Source organism: Shinella zoogloeoides (assembly GCF_033705735.1).
GTDB lineage: Bacteria > Pseudomonadota > Alphaproteobacteria > Rhizobiales > Rhizobiaceae > Shinella > Shinella zoogloeoides_A.
Genome location: NZ_CP131133.1, coordinates 95,390 through 116,856 on the forward strand (window position 1 = coordinate 95,390; position 21,467 = coordinate 116,856).

A 21,467-nucleotide genomic window follows, 5' to 3' on the forward strand; every position below is an offset into this window, starting at 1 on the left:
CTACGCCGGGAAGTCCACGATCAGGGAATTCGGGGGATCTCGCCATCGCCGACCCGCCAGATCCAAGGTGTGATCTCCGGTCTCGTCTCGATCATGTCGGCAAGCGCATGCTCGTATTCGTCGCCGGCACTCGCCGGCATGATGAACATCGCCACCGGCGCGGGCTTCTGCTCGGGTAGCGTCACCGACACGATCGGCGCGTCGCGCGGAAGGTTGAAGCGCAGGCCCTTCACGCTCTTCCGCTTCAGGTGGCTGAGCTTTTCCAGCAGGCGCAATTCGTTGATGTCCTCGAAGGGTAGCCAGTGCTCGTTTACCACCATCAAAGCGACTTCTTCGACCGATGCGATGCCCGAGGTCGAGATGCCGAAGGTGGCGATGACGATCAGATGGAACGCCTCGCTGGAACGCCACAGTTCGAGTTCGGTTTCGTAGCGGGCCGCCAGCCGCCGCCATGCTCCATCTTCGATCATCAGGGGGAAAGGCATATGCCGCACAACGATCCTCTGTCCCTCGCGGGCCGGAGAGAACTCCTTCACCTCGGCCACGATCATCATCAGCTTGCGCGGCCCTGAACCTGCGGCCTGTACGGGTTTCAGCGCGGTGGCGCGCCGTGCGGCGATGCCGTCCTTGTCGTCTGCCTGGTAGACCTCCGGCACATACAGCATGTCGCTGAGCGGGCCACCTCTCGCCGTCATCTGCGACGCTGCGTTGATCAGGCTGGTGCGCACGCGGCCCCAGCCGCGCCGTCCGGCCCAGACGGAACGCCATTCGGTCAGTTCGCCGACCTCCCAGAGATAATGAAGCATCGCCTTGAGCGACAGCTTGCGCGGCTCGCTGCGAATAGCTGGTTCCGTCTGTTCCGCCGCCGTACCGGCCGCGGCACGCGGACCCCGTTTCGTCAGGGAAAAATCGAGCTTCAGATCGGCTTTGCCGCTGGCGTCGATCTGGATGGCGCTGCCGATGAGCGGCCCAAGGCCAGAAAGCTCGTAGGGCGGTTCATAGGAAGGGCAGGCCGGGTCGTGCTCGCGCCCGGATAGCGGCATGCGCTTTACAAGATACTGGTCGTCCATTCGGGCGATGTACATCGCAACAGCCGGCTGCCTGCACATGCACACCGGGCGGAGCCGCTCTTCATAGGCTCGCGGAAGAAGCGCGCGGAATTCCGGGGAGTTTTCCGAGAACACCTGGTCGCCGATCGTGAATGTTCGCACTGTCGCTCTCCCCTTCCCAGGCCTAACCCTGCGCGGCGTGGTGGCGTTATACTATCAAAAATCCATATAGTAAAACGTCGATCGCCGGCTTGTCTGACCGGCCGAATGATGGGCGCAGCGCGACCGGCTGCGAGCAGGAACGCGCCGCGGAAAAGAGATTGGCGATGTTGTGCGCTGCCGCACACTGCTGAGGGAGTTTTCCGCTGCCCCCTTCGAGCCGCCATCCAATCCAGCCGCCGGCAATCGCCGGCATTGTCCATTCCCCTCGAGCCCGGCCCCGCGCCGGGCTTTTGCAATTCAGGAGGTTCGTATGCCCGAAGTCATTGAGACCACAGTCTACAAATTCGAGGAATTGTCGGAAAAAGCGAAGGAGGAAGCTCGCACCTGGTATCGAGAGGGCGGCTTCGACTACGAGTGGTACGAGTTTGTCTTCGAGGATTTCGGCCGAATATGTGAATGCCTTGGCGTTCGCCTTAAAACATCTCCGGTCCATCTTGTTGGCGGCGGCACACGGGATGAGCCAAGAATACACTTCACGGGCTTCTGGTCTCAAGGAGACGGTGCGTCTTTCCAGGCACTCTACTCCTATCGAAAGGGCTCGCCCCGCGCGATCCGGGACTATGCGCCGAAGGATACGATGCTGCACGGGATTGCCGACGGCTTGCAGGCGATCCAGCGCCGCAACTTCTACAAGCTTCGGGCCGATGTCAGCCATCGCGGGAACTACTATCACGAATATTGCATGGCGATCTCTGTCACGAGGGAAAGTCTCAACTATCAGGACATGACCGCCGACGCTGAGGATACGGTCATCGAGGCTCTTCGCGATCTCGCCCGATGGCTCTACCGACGGCTCGAGAACGAATACAACGCGCTGACCTCAGACGAAATGGTCGACGAGACCATCGTGGCCAATGCCTACACCTTCACTGCGTCCGGTCGTCGGTTCGGCTAATCCGACGCCGGGGGCTCCTCCCTCTAGATCCGGACGCGAGGGAGAGGGCGGCTGCGGGCCGGGCGGCCCGGCTGAGGTGGAGAGAGCGCCTTCCCGCGACCAAGTCGGTGGCATCTGCCACCGACGTCACGTCCGCGACCGGATATCCCGCCGCTCATACTTTCATGAAAGGAATCAATGATGACCGACATCACGGTTTTCCCGATGCGAAATTTACCGGACGGTTCTGCAGAAATCGCCGAGCATCCGTTTTTCCCGGAATTCTGGGACGTAGCCGTTCAGGCGGAGGATGGCGACCTTCTCGACGAGGCGGTGGATCTGGCTACCACCGAGGAGGCTGAGGCAGCTGTCGATGCGTTCCTCCTGAAATACCCGGAAGCAAATGTCAGCTACGCCTGACGGATTCCGCCAAATCGGCTGTGCCCGTGGTGCACGCTGGCCGACGCTCCCGTCGCCCGGGCAAGGCGCCCCCGACCCCACTAAATTTTGAACGGACTCCCACAATGTTGACCCACGAAACCCCGCGGCTCCGAGCCGCCGGGCGGCAACGCCTTTTGCGCGCGCTGAGCGGACGCCTGCTCGCAGCATGCTTTGGGGCCGGGGTGGATTCGACGGCGATGCTGATCGCCCTGCGTCTCGCCGACCTCCGACCGGACGTCATCACCTTCGCAGACGTTGCCGCCGAAAAACCTGAGACGATGGCCCATCTCGACCGGATCGGGGCAATTCTGGCCAAATGGGGCTGGCCGCCGATCACCATCTGCCGGAAGGTGCCGCTCGCATCGACCGGCTACGACGACCTTTACGGCAACTGCATTGCGAACCAGACCCTCCCGTCGTTGGCTTTCGGCATGAAAAGCTGCTCGATAAAGTGGAAGCAGAAGCCGCAGGACCAGGTGCTGAAGGGGTCGCGATCCGGCCCGAACGCTGCGCCGCCACACCCGATCTGGATCGAGGCGCAGCAGACAGGGCAGCGGATCGTCAAGCTGATCGGCTATGACTGCGGCCGCGCCGACACGCGCCGTTCACGCAATCTCCCGGCGGCGGATGCTGACTTCGACTATGCCTATCCTCTCCAGATTCTCGGCTGGTCGCGCGAGACCTGTGTCGAGGTCATTACCGAGGTTCTGGGGCCTGATTTTGTCCCGATCAAGTCGGCCTGCTTCTTTTGCCCGGCGAGCAAAATCTGGGAGCTGTTCTGGCTTGCCGCCGACCACCCGGACCTTCTGGAGCGGGCGTTGTATCTGGAGCGCAATGCGCTGACCGGCAAGCACAGCCGGTTCGACGAAATCGAATTCGGCTCGTCCTGGGAAGACCTTGTGCGCAACGCCGACCGCTTCCCCAGCTCCAATACGACGGTCGGGCTAGGGCGGAACTTCTCGTGGAACCAATGGGCGCGGGTCAGCGGTGTCGTCGACGATGCCTTCCGCGTCCGGCGTGACGCTACCAGCCGCGCCCGCTTTCTGGCGTCCGCCGGCGCGGGTTGCGGGGCCGGTATTCCGGATGACAGTCGCCGGGGCGGCAGGCGAAGCGGCAGGACGGCCGGGTGAGAGGGGGGCTGCGGGCCGGGCGGCCCGGCTGAAGGTTGGAGAGAGCGCACATCTGCCCGGGCTTAGCCCCTCGCGCTCCACGGATTATCGCCATGAATGATCCCGTCTATTCACGCCTTCGCATCCGTGCGGATGCGAACTGGCGCGCCGTCGTGCGTGCCGCGGCCTGCCAATTCGATCACCGAATCCGGCACGATCCTGCCTTCCGCTTCGCGCGCAAGCGCTTCTACCGCTCGATGCTCGCAGAGCATCGGATCGACCGGCGCGCGCTCGCCAATGCCTTCCGACTTTGACGCCTCATAACCCGCGACACGCTGCGCATCGCCGGTCCCGCCGTCTCACCTGTCCGGCCGCCGGATTTTGCACCGATGCACTGCGGGTCTTCTCGCTTTTCCCCTCCAAAAAAAGGAATTCAACAATGCCGCAGATCGCGACAAACGTACTCAGGATTCTCGGCGCTGCCGTCGTCGAAGGATCGAAGGTCTCCCTTGTCAGCCAGCTCGATTACAAGCTCTATCTCGAAATCGACAAGGTCCTTCAGGCCGCCGGCGGAAAGTGGAACCGCTCGGCAAAAGCCCATGTGTTCGAAGGGGATGCCGCGGAGGCGCTGGAACCGATCCTGCTTACGAGCGAGTATTCCCGCACCAAACAGGACTTCGGCCAGTTCGATACGCCGCAACCTCTTGCCAGCGATGTCGTCGACCGTGCCGATGTCAGGCCGCAGATGGGGGTTCTCGAACCGAGCGCCGGACTCGGGAACATCGCCGTGGAGGCGATTGCCGCCGGCGGATATGTCCATACGATCGAGATCGACGCGGCGCGATGCGCTCGCCTGGCGCTCAGGATCGCCCGTCTCGACAGCATGCCTGCCGCCTCATTCTGCACCGGGCAACAGGCCGACTTCCTCGATATCCAGCCCGATGCATCCTACGATCGCATCGTGATGAACCCGCCCTTCGCCGGGCAGGATGACATCCGTCACGTCATGCATGCGTTCGGCTTTCTCAGGCGCAACGGCCGGCTGGTCGCGATCATGTCCGCGGGCATTCTGTTCAGGACCAACAAGCTCACGACGACGTTTCGCGACTTCGTTGCAGACCATGGCGGTGCCATCGAACCGCTTCCTGATGGGTCTTTCCGGTCGTCGGGGACTGCGGTCAACACCTGCGTCGTTACGATCGTTGCAGGAGGTCGCCATGCCTAAGAAGCCGTGGATCATCAACTGGCGTATCGAGGGCACCCAGCAAGTGCTCGCCGACGATGCTGACGAAGCGCAGGAGATTTTCGACAAAGGTCTCGGCTCTCCGAATTTCCTCGACCCTCTGCGTGATGGTGAGGTTTCGAATGACCCGCCCTACCGCAACGGAAAGGGAGGCGACGATGCAGATTCGGCGTAAACCCCGTCCCGGCGAGCCGGGCTTGCATCTTGCCCATTCGCTCTATTCGGCCGAGCTCGGCGCACATGACCCCGGGCGATATCGCCTGACGCCGCCCTGCGCGCCCGATGTCCCGGTTCTGGTGCAACCGGGCATGACTGTTCGCACATCGTATGGGACGGGCGGCATCGTCGTCGCGGTCGAGGGCCTTACCATTCATCGCGGACAGGATGGTCGTGATTATCCGCATTTCACGATCATCTATGTTCCGGCGAAGCGGTTCGGCCGGCATTCCGCCGCTGACCATTGCTGGATCAATGAATGCGTCGCGGTCGGCGACCGAATCCTGATGCTGCTCGAAGCCAATAGCGACGAGGTCTTCATCGACACAGGTCCGTCTGCGAAAGCCTGACAGCAGCGAGCCGCCGCCCGCACCTCATCTTCATTTTCCCTGTCAGGCCCGGTCCTCCGAAAGGAGCGCCGGGCCTCTTCACATTTTGGGAGAGCACGAGAACCCTGTCCTTCCTGAAACAATCCGTCGAGACCGCGCCGGCGTCGCCTGATCTCACAAAGCGGATCCCGCGCTCTCATCACGTCAACACCGACCTGCTCTGACCGCCGGGCACATAGCTCCCGTCGGCGCGGACGCCTGCAGTAATGGAGAAGCATGATGCAAAACGAAACCAATTCCGCCCGTCTCGAAAGCGTCGTCGGCGCGCCTGTGTACGGTGCGAGGGCGGCCCCTCGCTTCACCATCACGGAGCATGTGCACACGTCGAGGGGCATCCCGATCTTCATTTGCGTCGTTGACGACCGAATCGATCGGGCCGAATTCGGCGCACTCCGAAATCAGGCGCGCAAGCAGGGTGGATGGTACTCCCGTCCCTGGGAAAGCGCGCCGGGCGGTTTCGCATTCATGGATCGTTCCGCGGCCGAATGCTTTGCCGAGCCCGCAGGTCAGGACGACGCGGAGGAAGCCGATTCTGCCCACGAACCGGTTCCCCCCATTGCCGCAAAACTACGCGCCCTGGCGGAGGATATGCGGTTCGAGATTGACGCCAACCTGGCGGAACGCTCGACTAGCACGCCGAAACGGCGGTTCTATGCAGCCCTAGCCTGGGTCGATGGCCACCGCCTTTTGCGCACCCAGGCCGCATTGTTTGCGCTCGCCGACGCTCACATCGCGAAGACGGTTCCAACCGAGCTCGCCGATATCGAAAGGAAATCGCAGGTCTATGATCGCTTGGGCACTCTGTTTGATCGATCCTCGGCCGAATATTATGACATCGGAATCGACACTGGCGAGCCGCAGTGCGACACCGCCGCGGCGCGCGCTCTTTGGCGACTGATCGGGACCGAAGATCCCGTCGATCCCTCGACCGAGCTCCTCAAGCAGGATGGCATATCGACATCCGCAGACCGCGCCTCAGACGATGCAGCAGGGCTTGCGAGGATGCAGCGCCTCGTAATTCATAAGCAGCGGCTGCCGATCTTCGCGGCACGCACGGATGAGATCTCGATCCAGGCTCCTCGCGGCGCCCGTATCCTGAAACTCTCACGCCAGTATCCCGAGGAACCGTCGCCATTCGTTTGGTATGCATGCGATCCGACCGCTCCCGTTGAAGCGCTCACGATCCGCATCGTGGAAACCGGCGACGTGGTGCCGGACGCCCTGCTCGACGACTATCTGGGGACCGAGATTTTCCTCGATGGTCGACTGGTGCTCCATTTCTTTCGAGATGTCGCCTTGGCTCTGTCCTGCACGAAGTCTCGGTCGCCGGCGTCGCTGCATTCGGGAACCTCAAGCTCGCGCCCGGCTGAAGGCCGGGCGCCGCCGCCTCTGCCGCCGAGAGGGAGAGAGGGGCCGGCGAGGGGTGGCCTGGCGGGGTTGGAGAGCGCCCGGCGGCCGGCTCTTTCCCGCTCTCGATGAGGTTTCCCATGAACGCTTTATCCTCCCGCGGCGCGAACGCGATCGCCGTTGCGCCTCGCTCGCCAGAAGAACGCAGCCGTGCGAGCAGCATCTTTGCGGCCGCAGGTGTGCTCCTGCCGCTTCTCGAATCTGGCGATACGATCACATCCGGCCATCTGCGCGCCATCCTTACAACTGAATTCGGCGGCTCGGATGCCGAAGGTTACTGGTCGTGGAAGGACGCCTACGAGGCGACCGAAGCGGCCCAGGTTCTTTTCCTTCGCAAGTTCGGCTCGGCCATTTCGACCCGGACGAATACGCCCGCGGCGGCCCTTTCAATCCTGGCCAGGCTCACCGCGCTCATTCCGACACACACGCGCCGATCCGAGGAAAGCCAGAGGCTCCAGCAGTTTTCCACGCCCGTACCGCTCGGCTATGTCGCGGCCCGGGCCGCCGGCATCATGGCGGATGACGTCGTCCTCGAACCTTCCGCCGGAACCGGACTCATGGCGATCTTCGGCGAGATCGCCCGGGCGCGCCTCGTCCTCAACGAATTCGCTCCGGTCCGCCATTCCCTCCTTCAGCATCTGTTTCCCGGAGCGCCGGTCACGCACCACGACGCGGCCCATATCGACGACTATCTCGATCGCGCCGCTCGCCCTACCGTCGTGTTGATGAACCCGCCGTTCTCCGCCGGGGTGCATGTCGAGGGCCGCATGGCCGACGCAGCATGGCGGCATCTCACATCGGCTTTCGCCCGTCTTGCTCCGGGCGGCCGCCTGGTCGCCATCACCGGCTCCAGCCTTTCTCCCGACAATCCGAAATGGCGTGACGCCTTCGTTCGCTTGCAGGAGCGCGGCACGGTCGCTTTCAGCGCCGGGATCGCCGGCAGCATCTTCGCCCGCCATGGCACGACGATGGAAACACGGCTGACGGTCGTCGACAAGATTGCGGCCGCCGATCCGACGAAGCTGGTCGCAAGCATGGGTGTCGCACCCAACCTCACCACATTGCTGTCCTGGATCTCGGGCCTGCCGCCGCGCTCTCCGTCGACCGCAGCCAACTCCATCGGTGCGCTATCCAACGGGATTCTGCGCGCCTGCGCCGCGAAAATGGCTGCCCGCAAGGCCACCGAAACACTGCGCCCCGCCGCGGTTGCGGGATTGCGGCCGAGCCCCGCGCTCTCTTCCCGCTCCCCGATCCGGGCGGGCGTGGCCCCCGCGCCTGCCCATGACGAAATCGTCGAACTCGCCTACGAGCTGCGCGACGCTCCGCCGTCGACGCGGCTGGATGCCGCCGACGGCATCTACGAACCCTACGAGCTCCGGGCGATCCGCATTCCGGACGCCAGGCCGCATCCTGACAAGCTGGTCGAGTCCGTCGCCATGGCGTCGGTTGCCCCGCCCAAGCCGAGCTACCGGCCCCATCTCCCCAGGAACGTGATCACCGCCGGCCATCTTTCGGACGCCCAGCTCGAAAGCGTGATCTATGCCGGCGAAGCCCATTCGGGCCATCTCGCCGGTTCTTGGAAAGTCGATGCCTCCTTCGACAATCTGACGGCCGTCAGCCCGGAAACCGAAGGCGCGGTGCGATATCGTCGAGGATGGTTTCTGGGCGATGGCACGGGAGCCGGGAAGGGTCGCCAGGCCGCCGGCATCATCCTCGACAATTGGCTGAAGGGCCGCCGACGGCACGTCTGGATCTCGAAATCCGAGACCTTGATCGAGGACGCCCAGCGTGACTGGTCGGCGCTGGGGCAGGAGAAGCTGCTGGTCACGCCTCTGTCGCGCTTCCGGCAGGGCAAGCCGATCAAGCTGGACGAGGGCATCCTGTTCGTGACCTTCGCGACGCTCCGCACAGACGAACGCGAGGGCAAGTCCTCCCGCGTCCAGCAGATCGTCGACTGGCTCTGCGAGGGCGAAGATGAAGTGGGTGCGGTCGATGAAGCCAGGATCTTCGACGGCGTCGTGATTTTCGATGAGGGGCATTCCATGGCCAATGCCGCCGGCGGCAAGTCCGACCGTGGCGACAAGGCCGCCTCGCAGCAGGGCCGGGCTGGCCTTCGCCTTCAGCGCGCCTTGCCCGACGCACGCGTCGTTTATGTCTCGGCGACTGGCGCATCCGAAGTCGAGTCGCTCGCCTATGCGGAGCGGCTCGGTCTATGGGGCAGCGCCGACTTCCCCTTCGCCACGCGCAGCGAGTTCATTGCCGCGGTCGAGGATGGCGGCGTTGCGACCATGGAGGTGCTGGCCCGCGACCTCAAGGCGATGGGGCTTTATGCCTCCCGCTCGCTGTCGTTTGAGGGCGTCGAATACGAGATCCTCGAACATGCGCTGACCGAAGAGCAGGTCCGCATCTACGATTCCTATGCCGAAGCTTATCAGGTGATCCACAATCGTCTGGATCAGGCGTTGGAAGCCTGCAGCATCACCTCGGCGACTGGAACGCTCAACAAAAACGCCAAAGCCGCGGCGCGCTCCGCCTTCGAGAGCACGAAGCAGCGCTTTTTCAACCACCTCCTGACATCGATGAAGACGCCGACGCTGATCGGCACGATCAACCAGGACGTTGCGGACGGCCATGCCGCCATCGTCCAGCTGATCTCGACAGGACAAGCGATAACCGAACGGCGGCTTGCGGACATCCCGACAGAGGAATGGAACGACATCCAGGTCGACGTCACCCCGCGCGAGATCGTCGCGGAATACCTGATGAACTCCTTCCCGACCCAGCTCTTCGAGGAATACACGGACAGCGAGGGCACACTTCTCTCCCGGCCGGTCTATGACGCCGACGGCAATCCCGTCCTTTGCCGTGAGGCCGCTGCCCGCCGTGACGAATTGCTCGAAAGACTCGGCAGCCTACCGGCGATCCCGACCGCGCTCGACCAGATCGTCCAGCATTTCGGGACGGACAGGGTCGCCGAAATCACCGGGCGCTCCCGTCGTATCGTTCGCCGGGATGGTGACGGTGCCTTTGCACGCTTCGCAGTCGAGAGCCGGCCGGGCAGCGCCAATCTCGACGAGACGCGCGCCTTCATGGACGACCAGAAGCCGATCCTGATCTTTTCGGAAGCCGGCGGCACGGGGCGATCGTACCACGCCGACCTCGGCGCGAAGAACCAGCGCCAGCGGCTGCACAATCTGCTCGAAGCCGGCTGGCGCGCCGATGTCGCGATCCAGGGCCTCGGACGCAGCCATCGCACCAACCAGGCCCAGCCGCCGCGGTTCCGGATGGTCGCGACCGACGTCAAGGCCGAACGGCGCTTCCTGTCGACGATCGCCCGTCGCCTCGACACGCTCGGCGCGATCACCCGAGGCCAGCGCCAGACGGGCGGGCAGGGCATGTTCCGCAGCGAGGATAATCTCGAATCCCAATACGCCCGCGATGCGCTCAGGCAATTCTACAAGCGCGTCCATAGCGGCGCGGTCGCCGGCTGCTCGCTGGAAACCTTCGAGACGATCACGGGCCTCTCGCTCTGCGACGAGGAAGGGGGACTGAAGGATGAATTGCCGCCGATCCATACCTTCCTCAATCGCATGCTGGCGCTGACCATCGCCATGCAAAACGTCCTGTTCGAGTCTTTCGAGGAGCTGCTGGCGGCCCGCATCGAAGGTGCTATCGCCGCCGGCGTTTATGACAAGGGCCTGGAGACGCTGACCGCTGATCGCATGACGCTCAGGGATAGCAAGCTGGTCTACACCCATCCGGTCACAGGCGCGCAGTCGCACCTGCTGACCATCGAGCGCATGGACCGCAACCGGCCGATGCTCCATGAGGATGCCCTTCGCCTGGTGGCGCGGGATCCCCGCGCGAAGCTGATGATCAACGGAAAGTCCGATCGCGCCGCGGTCATGGCGCCGACGCGCTCCATCATGCTCGACGACGGCTCGCTGCAGCCGCGCGTCGCGCTGATCCGTCCGATGGACGAACTGCGCTTCGAGATCCGTCATCTCGAAGAGACGAACTGGGAGGAGGCGGACGAGCAGATCTTCGCCGCGGCCTGGAATACCGAAGTGGCCAGCGTTCCCGAGTTCTCGACGTCGACGCTGCATGTCGTCAGCGGGTTATTGCTGCCGATCTGGAAGCTGCTGCCGCAGGATTATTGCCGGGTCTACCGACTGCAGACCGACGATGGCGAGCGCATCGTCGGCCGCGTGATCGCGCCGGCCGGTCTCTCCCGCCTGTGCAACAATTTCGGGATAGACCTGAGCGAGGTACTTAATCCGGAGCAGGCGTGGAAATCGGTGGTCGATGGCTCCTCCATCATCAGCCTTGCCGGTGAGATGAAGGTGCGCCGCGTCCGGGTCATGAACGACAACCGCGTCGAACTGACCGGCTTTACGGACGGCATGCGCGACTGGTTGCGCTCCATTGGGCTGTTCTCGGAGATGATCGCATGGAAGCTGCGCTTCTTCATTCCGGTCACCGATGAAGGCGCTGCGATCCTTTCGCGCCTGATGCAGCGTCATCGCTTGCTCGATGTCGTCAGCCGGCACTGAAGGAGGACCGCCATGCTCTCGGCCTCCGAACTTGCGAACCGTCTCGCGCGCGATGCTGAGGCGGTCTGCCGGCACTACCTCTCCGCCGGCCGTAGGGCCGGCAATTACTGGATCGTCGGCGACACCGCCAACAGCAAGGGCAAGTCGCTCTACGTCCATCTGTCCGGTCCGCGCGCCGGGCGGTGGGCCGATGCCGCAACGGCCGAGTATGGCGACCTGCTCGATCTCGTGCGCGAGACCTGCGAACTTGTCGATTTCCGCGACGTTGCCGACGAAGCGCGGCGTTTCCTTAACGAGCCCCGTCCCGCTCCGGCGGCGTCCCGCAGGGACGACGCCCGAACCGATCCGCCGGTCGACAGACCGGCAGACGAGCGCGCGCAGCGCCTGTTTCGCATGTCGCAGCCGCTGGCGCGGACTTTGGCGGACAGCTACCTGCGCCAGCGGGGCATCCTGCGGGCATCCCTGCATCCGGCGCTTCGCTATCACCCGTCCTGCTACTATCGCGATCTCGTGACGGGCCGGACGCGCAGCTTCCCCGCGCTGATCGCTGCCGTGACCGATCCCGGCGGCACGATCACCGGCGTGCATCGCACCTGGCTCGACCCCGACGGTGGCGGCAAGGCACAGGTCGAGGATCCACGCCGCGCGCTTGGCGGTCTGCTCGGCAATGCAGTCCGCTTCGCCTTTCCTGTCCACCGCCCCGTATCGGTCATGGCCGCCGGCGAAGGCCTCGAAAGCATCCTGTCGCTGTCGCACGTCATGCCCGGCATGCCAATGGTCTCGGCGCTGACGGCCAATCACCTCGCCGCCTTCGAGCTGCCGCCCGGTTGCGTGCGCCTCTACATTGCCGCCGACGCCGACGCCGCCGGCCGGAACGGCATAGAGCGATTGAGCCGCCGGGCGCAGGCTCGCGGGATCCTGCCGCTGGTGCTCGCTCCGGAACTCGGCGACTTCAACGACGATCTGCGGCTGGACCCGAGCCGGCTCATCGCCAGTCTCCGCGCACAGCTCGCCCCGGAGGACGCTACCGTCTTCCTGCCATCGTGATGAGGCCGTGATGGGGAGATGGGCGGGGCGGGAGCGGCAAAGGCAGAGGGGAGGGCGGCCATGCTGGTCGCCGCACGGATGAGCGCGCGCCTGCGGGCCTGCCGAGAGGCGACCCTTACCATCAGGCGTTCGGGCCTCCAACCGCCGGAGGCCAGGTTTTTTCCCCGCACCGGCGAAGCCGGCGCTCCTCGCGGAGCAAAAAACCTGTCCCCGGCGGCCCGGCGCTGCGCTGGGCCGCGGCGCGAGCGCCGCGGTTCCGGCCCGCCCGCCGGATGGAAAGGGATCGCCGTCAGGCCGCGAGAGGCGCGGCCGCAACCGACGGAGATCACCATGAACGTCCAGCTTCCCATCGATGCCGCTACCGAGCTCCACACATCGTCCCCGACCGACCGGGTCATCTACGAGATGCAGGTCTACGGTTATCGTCCATTCCAGGACGAGCCGGACCCGCGCCCACTGCCGGAGGAGCCGGTCGTCCAGTCCGCGCTGACCGCGATGTTCGACGCGATGTTCGAAATGCTCGGCGACACGCGGTTGGAGCCCGACCTCGAAGACATGCTCTGGTCGACGGTCAACCTCTTCCACCGCGCCGGCGAACGCATCCAGCGCGAGCTACAGCGCAACGAGGATGCCCAGCGAAACGGGCAGCGCGAGCAGGACGGCTCGGAAGTCAAGAGCGTCGAGCTCGAACGCCATATCATGGAGGGCATCTCGCTCCTCGAGCGCCGCAACGCCTTCGAGTTCATGCGCGACTATGCATCCGACCTCTTCGAGGCGCAGACCGGCTCGACTTGGCGGCCGCGCACCGGCTCGAAGGTCAATCACGCCAACATGACCGCGGCGATGATCGACAGCCGCGACTTCCTCTCCGCCCGCCGTCGCGCCGAGACCGAGGTGCTGATCCCGGCCGGCACCAAGATCGCCTTCGGCGGCGGCCTGGACTATAATGATCACGACCGGATCTGGACGGCACTCGACAAGGCGCTCGCCAAGCACACCGACATGGTGCTGCTGCATGGCGGTTCCCCGAAAGGCGCTGAGCGCATCGCGGCGTGCTGGGCCGAATCCCGCGGCGTGACGCAGGTCGCTTTCAGGCCGAGTTGGAGCAAGCACGCGAAAGCAGCCCCGTTCCGCCGCAACGATGAGATGCTCTCGGTCATGCCGGCCGGCGTCATCATCTTCCCGGGCTCTGGCATCACCGAAAACCTTCGCGACAAGGCCCGCCGTTTCGGCATCACCGTCTGGGAACTGAAAGGAGGCGGCGCGTAAGCGCCGTTTCCCTCATGCCGCCCGATGCCCAGCCCTTGCATTTCCGATAAATTGTGTACACATTTCTTCGGAAATGGAGCGACGCAATGGCTGAACCTCGACACAACACATCGTCTCCCCGCCGCGTTGGCGTGCGGGAGTTTCGCGGCAACCTGACATCCTTTCTGCGGCAGGTCGAGGAAGGGCAGCGCTTTGTCCTGACGTCCCATCACAAAGTCGTTGCGGAAATCGGGCCGCCGTCGTCTGACGTCGTAATCCGCAAGCCGGGCGCCCTGCGCGGTAAGATCAAGCTTGGCGACGATTTCGACGTTCTGCCTGCGGACGTCCTGAAGGCGATGGAAGACGGGGCGTGAGGCTTCTGCTCGATACCCACACATTGTTATGGTGGTTGAATGACGACGAGAAGCTGGGAGCGCGTGCCCGCGACTTGATCGGCGATCCCGCGAACGACGTTCTTGTCAGCGCGGTATCCCTATGGGAAATCACCGTGAAGCTGCGCATCGGCAAGCTCGATGCGGACATCGAAGAGATTCTTGCCATCCTCCCGGATCAAGGGTTTCAGCGCCTCGACATTTCCGATGCCCATCTGGTGGCGCTGGCCGGACTACCGGTTCATCATCGCGATCCGTTCGATCACCTCCTCATCGCGCAGGCGTTTGCCGAGGATGCGCATTTCGTTTCCGAAGATCAGAACGTGCCTCTCTATGGTGTTCCGTTCCTGACGTGCTCGGACTCTGCGGCTTGACCGGCCCACGGCCGGCGGGGTTGATCACTGCGCTCCGCCCGGTTCCCGGGCGAGGCCGGCGAGAAGCCCTTCGGGCCTGCATGTATAGCAGAGGCGATAAACATCCTTATCTTCTTGGGCTCCGGCATCACCGTCTGGGAACTGAAGGGAGAGGGCGCGTGAGCGCTCTTTCTCTCTCTTCAGGCCCTTTTCCGCCGGGCGTTCAGCTCGGCGGAAAAGCGTCCCTAGCGTTTCGGGCGAGGATGCCCCATCAGGCTCTCATATTCGCGGTCGGTCAATCGTTCGACTGTGCGCAGCTGCGCGGGAATGTCCATCCGTTCGTGGAGAACAGCGGCGACGACAAAGGTCGCGTCGTCCACCACGATATAGGCAGCATAGTGATGCTCGATCTTGTGGAGCCGGAACAGGGAACGGCCCACCCGCTCGTCTTTCTTCATGCACACGAGGGCATAGGCTTCGGGGATTTCCTCGAAGCCCTTGCGAAGCAGGCGTCCATAGGCTTTCGCCTGTTGCGGCGACCAAATGCGTGCGGTCTCGCGGATCGCCAGACGGTAGTTTTCCAATGCCGTCGGCAGGATAAGGATGCGGGGAGCCACTAACGCAGCTCTTCGTCCAGTTCCGCGTCGACGGCATCCAGGGCGGACAGAGGCAGCGTTTCCCCGCGCCGGAATTCTTCTTCCGCCTTCAACAATGAGCGGACCGCATAACGGCGGTCTTCCTCGCGGGCCATGTCTTCGCGGATCAGCGCGCGCACATATTCACTCGGCGTCGTGTACTGGTTCTTGCCGTTTGCGCGCATATCGACGAAGGCGCGCATTTCATCGGGCAAACTCACATGCAGGCTGCTGGTCACGGCGGTGCCCTCCCGGTTGGATTTGTCGAGGCGAATTTTCCTGTACTGGGACTTCAATGTCAATATTTGACATCGGCATGGCAGTTGCGACGTTGGGCATGAAGGGTATCGCCGCAGGTCCCGAGCAAACGTCTGGCATGGCTGGTTCCCCCTTTCTCCCTGCGCAGCGAACGCCGGCCGAAGGCCGGCCCGGCATCTGCCGCCCCGCGGAACGGCTTCGCCGTTCCGCTCCTTCGAGACGATGCGGTCGCTGAGAGGGAGAGGCGGGCCAGGAGGGGTAGGCCTGTTAGTGGAAGTAGGAGAGCGACCATGGCGATGATATTCATAGGCGGATCACGCGACATATTCGAGCTGCCGGAACCGGTGATTGCGCGCATCGGCGCGATGATCGCCGGCGAGCACGGCGTGTTGGTCGGCGATGCGCCCGGAGCCGACGCGGAGGCGCAGAGCCTGCTCGCCGGCTACGGCTATGAGCATGTCGGCGTCTTCCATGCCGGCAACGAGCCGCGCAACAATCTGGGCGACTGGGCGGCCTATCACCGGCCCGCGCCGGGAAGCGCGCACGGCTACGCCTTTCATGCAGAAAAAGACCGCGAGATGGCGCGGCGCGCGGATTACGGGCTGATGGTCTGGGATGGCGCTTCGCCGGGAACCTGCCTCAACATGCTGCGCCTTGCCGCAGCCGGCTCCCCTTGCGTCGTCTACGACACGATGCTTAGCGCGAAGTTCACGCTCCGAAGCCTTCCCGATTGGCAAGAGATGCTGCGCAGTGCCGGTCGGGATCTGGTGAGGCGGATCGAGGCACGCATGACCGACGGGGAGCGCCATCTCGCCAACGGGCGATGAAACACCTGTTCGGCGGGCGTCTTGCCCGGCCGCCGCCGGCCGACAGCCGCCGGCGTTTCGCCGCGATGATCTCCGTGGCTTCCCGCCGCCCCCTTGCGCGGCCGGTCCGCTCGGCCTCTCCGGTGTCGTGCAGAGAGAGAGATCGTCTCCTTGCCGTCCTCGCCGCCCGGCGCGACGGCCAGGACCGATGTGGAAGATAATGCCAGCCTCGAAGGCTTCCATCCGGGCCGAGCGCGGTATATCGGGCCCGGTGCTTGGCTGTACCCAGTCCCAACCCACGCCGTCGAACGCCGGGCGCTTGCGAAGACGGCGGCACCCCGGAGCACCCTCGCAGGGTGGTCGCGCGGGAAGGGCGGCGAAGGCAATGGCGGGCAGACTGATGAACAAAGGCGCATCCACGATCGCGGTGATGGCGGAAAGGCAGCAAGTCGGGACACCAGGGCACGCATCGCCTCCGGTTCCGCCCGGCCCGTTCCCATTGATGCCGACTTTGTAGAGGACTGCCTGCTTTTGCGGCCAACCCCTGAAGGGGGAAGACTCGACAGAAATTTTTGCAAAATTCGATTTCTGTTTGTCCGCTTTGGCGGCAAATCGAATTTTGCAAAAATTTCCGCCGAGCTGACCGCAGCAGGACAGCCCTCTCCTTTGCCGACATCGGGAACGGTCCCGATGGAACCGAAGGAGAACTACCATGGCATCCACGATCGCAAACCTCACCACCAAGGCCGACGGCTCGATGGAAGGCGTCTTCGCCACGCTCCGCGTCAATGCCCCGATCGCCGTCCTCCCCAACGCCCACAAGTCCCGCGAGGACGCCCCGGACTACCGCGTCATCAACAAGCGCACCGGGTTTGAGATCGGCGCGGGCTGGAACAGGATCTCGCCGCGCAGCGGGGCAGAATACGTTTCGATCCGGATGGAGGCCCCCGAGATCGGCGTCATCTTCGGAAACCTGGCCCCCGCGCCCGGCGGCGAGGACAACAAGAAAGTGCTCCTCTGGAACCACCCGGAGTGAGCTGAGCCGAACCGGCCCGGCCCCGAAAGGGGCCGGCTTCCTTGCGTGCTTCCAGCCGCGATCGCGAAACGGCGCGCATGTCAGGGTGCCCCACGAGAGGAAGGTCTGTCTGCTCAGATACCCAATCATGCCGTGAGGCCCGTGCCGCCTCAAGCACTTCGCGGCACCTCCAATTTTCAGCCGCCGCCCTGAAGGGCGCCGTCAGAAAATCGGTTCCTCCGCTCGCCGGCTCCGCCGGTCGCCTGCGGCGATCCTTGACCCGGCCCGACCCTCACGACCCCGGGCGTCATCTTTCACATCAACAAGGAGATGACGACGATGACGAACACCCTCGAGAGCCACATCGAAGAACTGCGCCGCGAAGCGAGCCACTGCGACCCGGCCGAGCGCGCCCAGATCGAGGCGGAGCTGGAACAGGCCCGCGCTGAGCTGGCCGCAATCGTCGCCGCCGAAGACGCCGAGCCTCCCCACTGAGGGAGGTTTCTGCCTTGCACGATGGGGCCGATGCGCCGGATCGACCGGCGCATCGGCCCGAGGCTGCGCCTCACCCCCGCGTCCCATCTTTGTTGCGCATCATCCGCGCGTCAATGGCTCAACGGACTTCACCCGGTATCCACGGGCACGCCTTTCTCGCAGTAAGTCGAGAAACAGCGCGACAGCTTCTTCCTCTCTTTCGAAATCATGCACCATCGTCCGACCGAGCGTGCCGATCCTTCCCCAGCGGCGCAGCAGACGCGGTGTGCCGAAAAGGGTCGGTTCGATCGCGAGCGTATAGAAGCGCGCCATGTTCCGGTCAGGATCCACGCGCTCGACATAGAGGTGATAGGGCTGAATGAGCATTGTCGGAGAATCGCCTGTCCAGATTCCGGCGTCCAACGACAGTTTTGAATCGATCCGGACGGTCCGATTCATCTTCGTGATAGTTGGGCGGCTCGGGACAACGGGTGCTTTGGGCGAGCCGGCCTGCGGCCGACCGGGTGCTATTCGCTTTGCTCACGGTGCCCGCAAGCGGTCTCCGCCCATCCGGGTGACGCCCCCTCTCGCGGGACGCCGCCGAACTTTCCTTGCCCTATTCAGCCACCCCGACTAAACTCACTAAAATCCGAGAGTTTACGTCGACCCACGATGCATGGCGCACCGAATCTGGCAAAGGAGTTCAGCATGGCGATCGAAGAACGGTCCATTGCCCGCACCAATGCACATCCTGAGGTGCGGAGCCCACTTTCCAGGATGGTGCGGTATGTCGCGCGCGTGACCACCGCGCTTGCCGCGGGAGCCGTCCGCGGCGTCCTCCATGGCATCTGGCACCTTGCCTATTTCCTGCTTTGCCTGCTTCGCCCGGTCGTCAACGTGATGATGCTCGGCGGTCTCATTATGCCGCTGGTCGCGTTTGTCGCTTTCGTCAAACCCGAAGCAGCCAATGGAATGCCGTTCTGGGATTTCCTGCTCATGGCAGCCGGCTTCGTCGGGGTTTCCATGGGCTATTCGAAGTTCGCCGACTGGATTGCGTCGCCGGGTACGGAAGACCCTGCAGCTCGATATGGTCGTTCCGATTGGCGCTGACCGCTGCCCGCAACCTCACGGCCGGCCGCCTTTGACGAAGCGGTTGGCGGCCGCCGCCGCGTCCATTTCCTTCCGCCGAAAGTAGACCGCGCGCCCGCAGCGGATCGGGCTATGGCCCTGCACGATGATGATCTGCTCGTCCTTGCGCATGTCTTGCGTGATTTCGTGCGGCATGATCAGCGGCCGGCGCTGGAAGTTGAGGCTTTCGGATTTCCGCGAGGCGCTGCTTTTCGTGTCCCAGCCGATATTGCGCGAACTGCCCTTCACCTCGACGGTCATTTCCCCGCATTGCGCGGAGACATTGCGCGCTGTGTCGAGCGCCTTGATGGCGGCGTAGCTCGCAAAGGCGCAGCCATCGATCCATGACACCGCGCCGTCCTTGCCGAAATGCCGCTCAAGCTGGCCGACGGACTGGTACATCAGCATCATGCTGATCCCGTATTTGCGACCGCGATCACGCGCCTCTTCCAGCACCCGCATATAGCCGAGCAAATCGACCTCATCGAGCATGAACAGGGCCCGGCGCTGAAACGCGCCGTCCGCCTCGATCATCGCATTGATCAGCGAGCCGATGATCACGCGGCCGATCCCCGGATAGGATCGCAGGATCGATGCGGGAATGTTCAGGAACACGTCTTTCTTGCCTTCGGCGATCTCGGACGATTTGAACGTGTTGCCACAGACGAGGGCAGCATAATTGTCGAGGGACAGCCACTGCGTATCCTTCGATGCCGTTGAATAGACGCCCGAGAAGGTTTGCTCCGTCATGTTGACGAACACGCCCAGCGTTTCGCGGATGAAGGCCGAAGCTGAATGCTCCTGAACGTTGCGGAGCATGGCGAGCACAGAGGTCTCCGGCTCCGAAACGATCTGGCGAAGGCTGCGCAGATTGCGCCGATCGGCGAATTCCGGCGACAGCATCACATGCGCCAGAAGCCCGGTCAGAAGATTGTGCGCCTGGTTCTGGAAGTAGGAGCCGGTGGAGCTTTCGAAGCGCACGCTTTCCGACAGCAGCATATGAGCGATGCCGACGATGTCCTCCTCCTTTTTCGTCGAGGTCTCGATCCCGTCGAGGACATTGAAGCCCATGATCGGGTTCGTCGGATCGAGCACCATGACCTCGCGCCGCAACGCCTTCCGCCGATGCTCGACCACAATCGGCGCGACCTCGGTGGACGGATCGAGGCAAATGATCGGTCCGGTGTAACGCAGCGCGGTCGGTACGACGTTGCTGGTCGTCTTGTAGCCACCCGACCCGGCGAAGAAGAGCATGTGCGTGGAATCGAAATCCTGCTTGTAGGTGAGCAGCGGCGCTGTTCCGCCCTTACCCCATGTCGACGGATCGTTTGGATCAAACGGTAGCGCGTGGACGAGCTCCTTGTCGACGCGATAGCGCTCTCCGACGACGATCTCGCCATTGTCCGGAAAGAGCCGCGCGGCCGCAGCCATCGGCAGCCAATCCGCGTCGCCGAAGGTTCCGTGCTTGGCGCGCTTGACCGGTTCGGGCACGACGCTGGAAATGCGCGCCGCCACCGCCGCCGCCATGAAGCCGACCGCCGCGCTGGCAACCGCGACCATATCGAGGAAGGACAGCGCCTGATCCCAGCTCAATGCGCCGCGCTCGACGTAAGGTGAAAGCCGGGCAACCTCGCGCAGCCCATAAAAGCCCGCCATGAGCAGAAAGCAGACGAAGCCTGCCATCGCGATCGGCCGACGCCGATGCAGCGGCAGCGCCCAGACCGCGAGGAGCCCGGCGAGCGGTCCGAACAGAAGGACCGGAACCGGCGACGTCCGCAGGAACCAGTACTGCGTCTTCCCCGACATGCCCGTCGCCAGTTCTGGCCAACGCCAATTGGCGACATAGAAGGCGAAGCCCGAAACGACGATCGGCACGAGAACGAGCAACAGGCTCGGATGCGGTTTGGCTCGGACCATCACTCCGCAGCCTCCAGCATCGCTCGGCCGCCATCGAGGGCGGGAGCCTTGAAGGCTTCCTCGCCGACATCGCGCAGCCGCCGATATTCCGGCGAGCCGGACACGACACGCGCCAGTTCGATGAGCCCGCCGAGCAGGAAGGCGCGGTCCGCCTTCGACAGTCCGGCCCGCACGACGATCCCGCCGAGCAGGAATTTGTCGCGGGCCTCCTTCTTGCGATCAGCCGTCATGAGGAACCTCCGTCGCCGCTCCAGTCCCGCCACCTGGCTGTCCACGCGCCGAACCAGATGCGCCACCAGCCCCTTTCTTCTCCGCTTTGCGAAATCGCGCCGCGATCTCCTCGAAGATGCGATCGACCTCCTCGTCGGCAATCTCCATCTCCGCCAGCCCCGCCTTCGTGGCGGCGCGTGCAAACCGCTCGGCGGATTTTACTATCAAAGTTTTACGACGTTCGCGCAGCTTCTCGATTTGCGCGTCGATATCCAGAATCGACGATTTCGCAGCCATTTATGCGGTTTCCTCTCTTGAAGTGAATTCTGTCATCACTCGATCATACTGACTAGAAAACGATAGTAAAATAAGCTACCTTGTGCAAGTCCCCAAAACGTCGATGCCGGAACTCCGGCCTGGGCCGTCTTCCGAAAAAACGGCATCGGACCTGCGGTCCGATTGGTTTGAGGGCGCAATATAC

Annotated in this window: 25 protein-coding genes; 17 read left to right on the forward strand and 8 right to left on the reverse strand. The window is 63.8% G+C overall.

Annotated elements, in window-relative coordinates; translation table 11 throughout:
• Nucleotides 1-20: 20 nt before the first annotated feature.
• Together ShzoTeo12_RS27955 and ShzoTeo12_RS27960 are read right to left on the reverse strand one after the other, a co-directional pair.
• Entirely contained in the window at nucleotides 21-1,211 is a 1,191-nt protein-coding gene (locus tag ShzoTeo12_RS27955) for a DUF1173 domain-containing protein (protein ID WP_318914488.1), read from the reverse strand.
• Nucleotides 1,212-1,257: 46 nt separating this feature from the next.
• Nucleotides 1,258-1,464, reverse strand: coding sequence for a hypothetical protein (locus ShzoTeo12_RS27960; RefSeq protein ID WP_318914489.1), 207 nt, complete (start codon nucleotides 1,462-1,464; stop codon nucleotides 1,258-1,260).
• 57 nt (nucleotides 1,465-1,521) lie between these two features.
• Here ShzoTeo12_RS27960 and ShzoTeo12_RS27965 point away from each other — a divergent pair, with 57 nt between their 5' ends.
• From ShzoTeo12_RS27965 to ShzoTeo12_RS28025, 13 genes are all read left to right on the forward strand, one after another.
• Nucleotides 1,522-2,166 carry an antitoxin of toxin-antitoxin stability system gene (locus tag ShzoTeo12_RS27965; RefSeq protein ID WP_318914490.1) on the forward strand — a complete coding sequence of 215 codons (645 nt, stop codon included), beginning with the start codon at nucleotides 1,522-1,524 and terminating at the stop codon, nucleotides 2,164-2,166.
• Nucleotides 2,167-2,343: 177 nt separating this feature from the next.
• On the forward strand, nucleotides 2,344-2,565 hold the full coding sequence (locus ShzoTeo12_RS27970) for a hypothetical protein (protein ID WP_318914491.1): 222 nt from the start codon (nucleotides 2,344-2,346) through the stop codon (nucleotides 2,563-2,565).
• A gap of 104 nt (nucleotides 2,566-2,669) precedes the next feature.
• The gene (locus ShzoTeo12_RS27975) at nucleotides 2,670-3,716 is read left to right on the forward strand and encodes a hypothetical protein (protein ID WP_318914492.1); all 1,047 of its coding nucleotides are present in this window, start codon (nucleotides 2,670-2,672) and stop codon (nucleotides 3,714-3,716) included.
• Between the two features lie 92 nt (nucleotides 3,717-3,808).
• Entirely contained in the window at nucleotides 3,809-4,009 is a 201-nt protein-coding gene (locus ShzoTeo12_RS27980; RefSeq protein ID WP_318914493.1) for a hypothetical protein, read from the forward strand.
• A gap of 125 nt (nucleotides 4,010-4,134) precedes the next feature.
• Nucleotides 4,135-4,920, forward strand: coding sequence for a methyltransferase (locus tag ShzoTeo12_RS27985; protein WP_318914494.1), 786 nt, complete (start codon nucleotides 4,135-4,137; stop codon nucleotides 4,918-4,920).
• Nucleotides 4,913-5,113 (forward strand): hypothetical protein, encoded by a 201-nt coding sequence (locus tag ShzoTeo12_RS27990; RefSeq protein ID WP_318914495.1) that lies wholly within the window; start codon nucleotides 4,913-4,915, stop codon nucleotides 5,111-5,113. Before ShzoTeo12_RS27985 ends, ShzoTeo12_RS27990 begins: the two co-directional genes overlap by 8 nt.
• Nucleotides 5,061-5,504 carry a hypothetical protein gene (locus ShzoTeo12_RS27995; protein WP_318914496.1) on the forward strand — a complete coding sequence of 148 codons (444 nt, stop codon included), beginning with the start codon at nucleotides 5,061-5,063 and terminating at the stop codon, nucleotides 5,502-5,504. The genes ShzoTeo12_RS27990 and ShzoTeo12_RS27995 overlap by 53 nt, the downstream gene beginning before the upstream one ends.
• 255 nt (nucleotides 5,505-5,759) lie before the next feature.
• Nucleotides 5,760-7,022: a hypothetical protein gene (locus ShzoTeo12_RS28000; RefSeq protein WP_318914497.1), complete on the forward strand. Its 1,263-nt coding sequence runs from the start codon at nucleotides 5,760-5,762 to the stop codon at nucleotides 7,020-7,022.
• Between the two features lie 8 nt (nucleotides 7,023-7,030).
• On the forward strand, nucleotides 7,031-11,503 hold the full coding sequence (locus tag ShzoTeo12_RS28005; protein ID WP_318914498.1) for a strawberry notch-like NTP hydrolase domain-containing protein: 4,473 nt from the start codon (nucleotides 7,031-7,033) through the stop codon (nucleotides 11,501-11,503).
• 12 nt (nucleotides 11,504-11,515) lie between these two features.
• Nucleotides 11,516-12,550, forward strand: coding sequence for a toprim domain-containing protein (locus ShzoTeo12_RS28010; protein ID WP_318914499.1), 1,035 nt, complete (start codon nucleotides 11,516-11,518; stop codon nucleotides 12,548-12,550).
• A 330-nt stretch (nucleotides 12,551-12,880) separates the two neighbouring features.
• A complete protein-coding gene (locus ShzoTeo12_RS28015; protein WP_318914500.1) occupies nucleotides 12,881-13,819 on the forward strand; it encodes a DUF2493 domain-containing protein in 939 nt (312 codons plus the stop codon).
• A gap of 86 nt (nucleotides 13,820-13,905) precedes the next feature.
• Nucleotides 13,906-14,172: an antitoxin of toxin-antitoxin stability system gene (locus tag ShzoTeo12_RS28020; protein WP_318914501.1), complete on the forward strand. Its 267-nt coding sequence runs from the start codon at nucleotides 13,906-13,908 to the stop codon at nucleotides 14,170-14,172.
• Complete coding sequence (locus ShzoTeo12_RS28025; protein ID WP_318914502.1) at nucleotides 14,169-14,564, forward strand: type II toxin-antitoxin system VapC family toxin; 396 nt, start codon at nucleotides 14,169-14,171, stop codon at nucleotides 14,562-14,564. The genes ShzoTeo12_RS28020 and ShzoTeo12_RS28025 overlap by 4 nt, the downstream gene beginning before the upstream one ends.
• A 224-nt stretch (nucleotides 14,565-14,788) precedes the next feature.
• Here the strand turns inward: ShzoTeo12_RS28025 and ShzoTeo12_RS28030 are convergent, their stop codons facing one another.
• Nucleotides 14,789-15,160: a type II toxin-antitoxin system RelE/ParE family toxin gene (locus ShzoTeo12_RS28030; protein WP_318914503.1), complete on the reverse strand. Its 372-nt coding sequence runs from the start codon at nucleotides 15,158-15,160 to the stop codon at nucleotides 14,789-14,791.
• Complete coding sequence (locus tag ShzoTeo12_RS28035; RefSeq protein ID WP_318914504.1) at nucleotides 15,160-15,417, reverse strand: CopG family transcriptional regulator; 258 nt, start codon at nucleotides 15,415-15,417, stop codon at nucleotides 15,160-15,162. The genes ShzoTeo12_RS28030 and ShzoTeo12_RS28035 overlap by 1 nt, the downstream gene beginning before the upstream one ends.
• Nucleotides 15,418-15,726: 309 nt before the next feature.
• Here ShzoTeo12_RS28035 and ShzoTeo12_RS28040 point away from each other — a divergent pair, with 309 nt between their 5' ends.
• The 3 genes from ShzoTeo12_RS28040 (at nucleotide 15,727) to ShzoTeo12_RS28050 (ending at nucleotide 17,752) form a co-directional block, all read left to right on the forward strand.
• Nucleotides 15,727-16,263, forward strand: a complete 537-nt coding sequence (locus ShzoTeo12_RS28040; protein ID WP_318914505.1) for a hypothetical protein — start codon at nucleotides 15,727-15,729, stop codon at nucleotides 16,261-16,263.
• Between the two features lie 691 nt (nucleotides 16,264-16,954).
• A complete protein-coding gene (locus ShzoTeo12_RS28045; RefSeq protein WP_318914506.1) occupies nucleotides 16,955-17,278 on the forward strand; it encodes a DUF736 domain-containing protein in 324 nt (107 codons plus the stop codon).
• Nucleotides 17,279-17,596: 318 nt separating this feature from the next.
• Nucleotides 17,597-17,752 (forward strand): hypothetical protein, encoded by a 156-nt coding sequence (locus tag ShzoTeo12_RS28050; protein WP_318914507.1) that lies wholly within the window; start codon nucleotides 17,597-17,599, stop codon nucleotides 17,750-17,752.
• Between the two features lie 99 nt (nucleotides 17,753-17,851).
• Here the strand turns inward: ShzoTeo12_RS28050 and ShzoTeo12_RS28055 are convergent, their stop codons facing one another.
• On the reverse strand, nucleotides 17,852-18,118 hold the full coding sequence (locus ShzoTeo12_RS28055; RefSeq protein ID WP_318914508.1) for a WGR domain-containing protein: 267 nt from the start codon (nucleotides 18,116-18,118) through the stop codon (nucleotides 17,852-17,854).
• A 321-nt stretch (nucleotides 18,119-18,439) separates the two neighbouring features.
• Between ShzoTeo12_RS28055 and ShzoTeo12_RS28060 the strand changes: the two genes are divergently transcribed.
• Entirely contained in the window at nucleotides 18,440-18,841 is a 402-nt protein-coding gene (locus tag ShzoTeo12_RS28060) for a hypothetical protein (RefSeq protein WP_318914509.1), read from the forward strand.
• 15 nt (nucleotides 18,842-18,856) lie between these two features.
• On the opposite strand, the gene traG is transcribed toward ShzoTeo12_RS28060, so the two are convergent.
• From traG to ShzoTeo12_RS28075, 3 genes are read right to left on the reverse strand one after another with little or no spacing between them, the layout of a single operon-like run.
• Complete coding sequence (gene traG / locus ShzoTeo12_RS28065) at nucleotides 18,857-20,779, reverse strand: Ti-type conjugative transfer system protein TraG (RefSeq protein WP_318914510.1); 1,923 nt, start codon at nucleotides 20,777-20,779, stop codon at nucleotides 18,857-18,859.
• The gene (locus ShzoTeo12_RS28070; RefSeq protein ID WP_318914511.1) at nucleotides 20,776-21,006 is read right to left on the reverse strand and encodes a conjugal transfer protein TraD; all 231 of its coding nucleotides are present in this window, start codon (nucleotides 21,004-21,006) and stop codon (nucleotides 20,776-20,778) included. The genes traG and ShzoTeo12_RS28070 overlap by 4 nt, the downstream gene beginning before the upstream one ends.
• The gene (locus ShzoTeo12_RS28075; RefSeq protein WP_318914512.1) at nucleotides 20,996-21,283 is read right to left on the reverse strand and encodes a TraC family protein; all 288 of its coding nucleotides are present in this window, start codon (nucleotides 21,281-21,283) and stop codon (nucleotides 20,996-20,998) included. The genes ShzoTeo12_RS28070 and ShzoTeo12_RS28075 overlap by 11 nt, the downstream gene beginning before the upstream one ends.
• Between the last annotated feature and the right edge of the window lie 184 nt (nucleotides 21,284-21,467).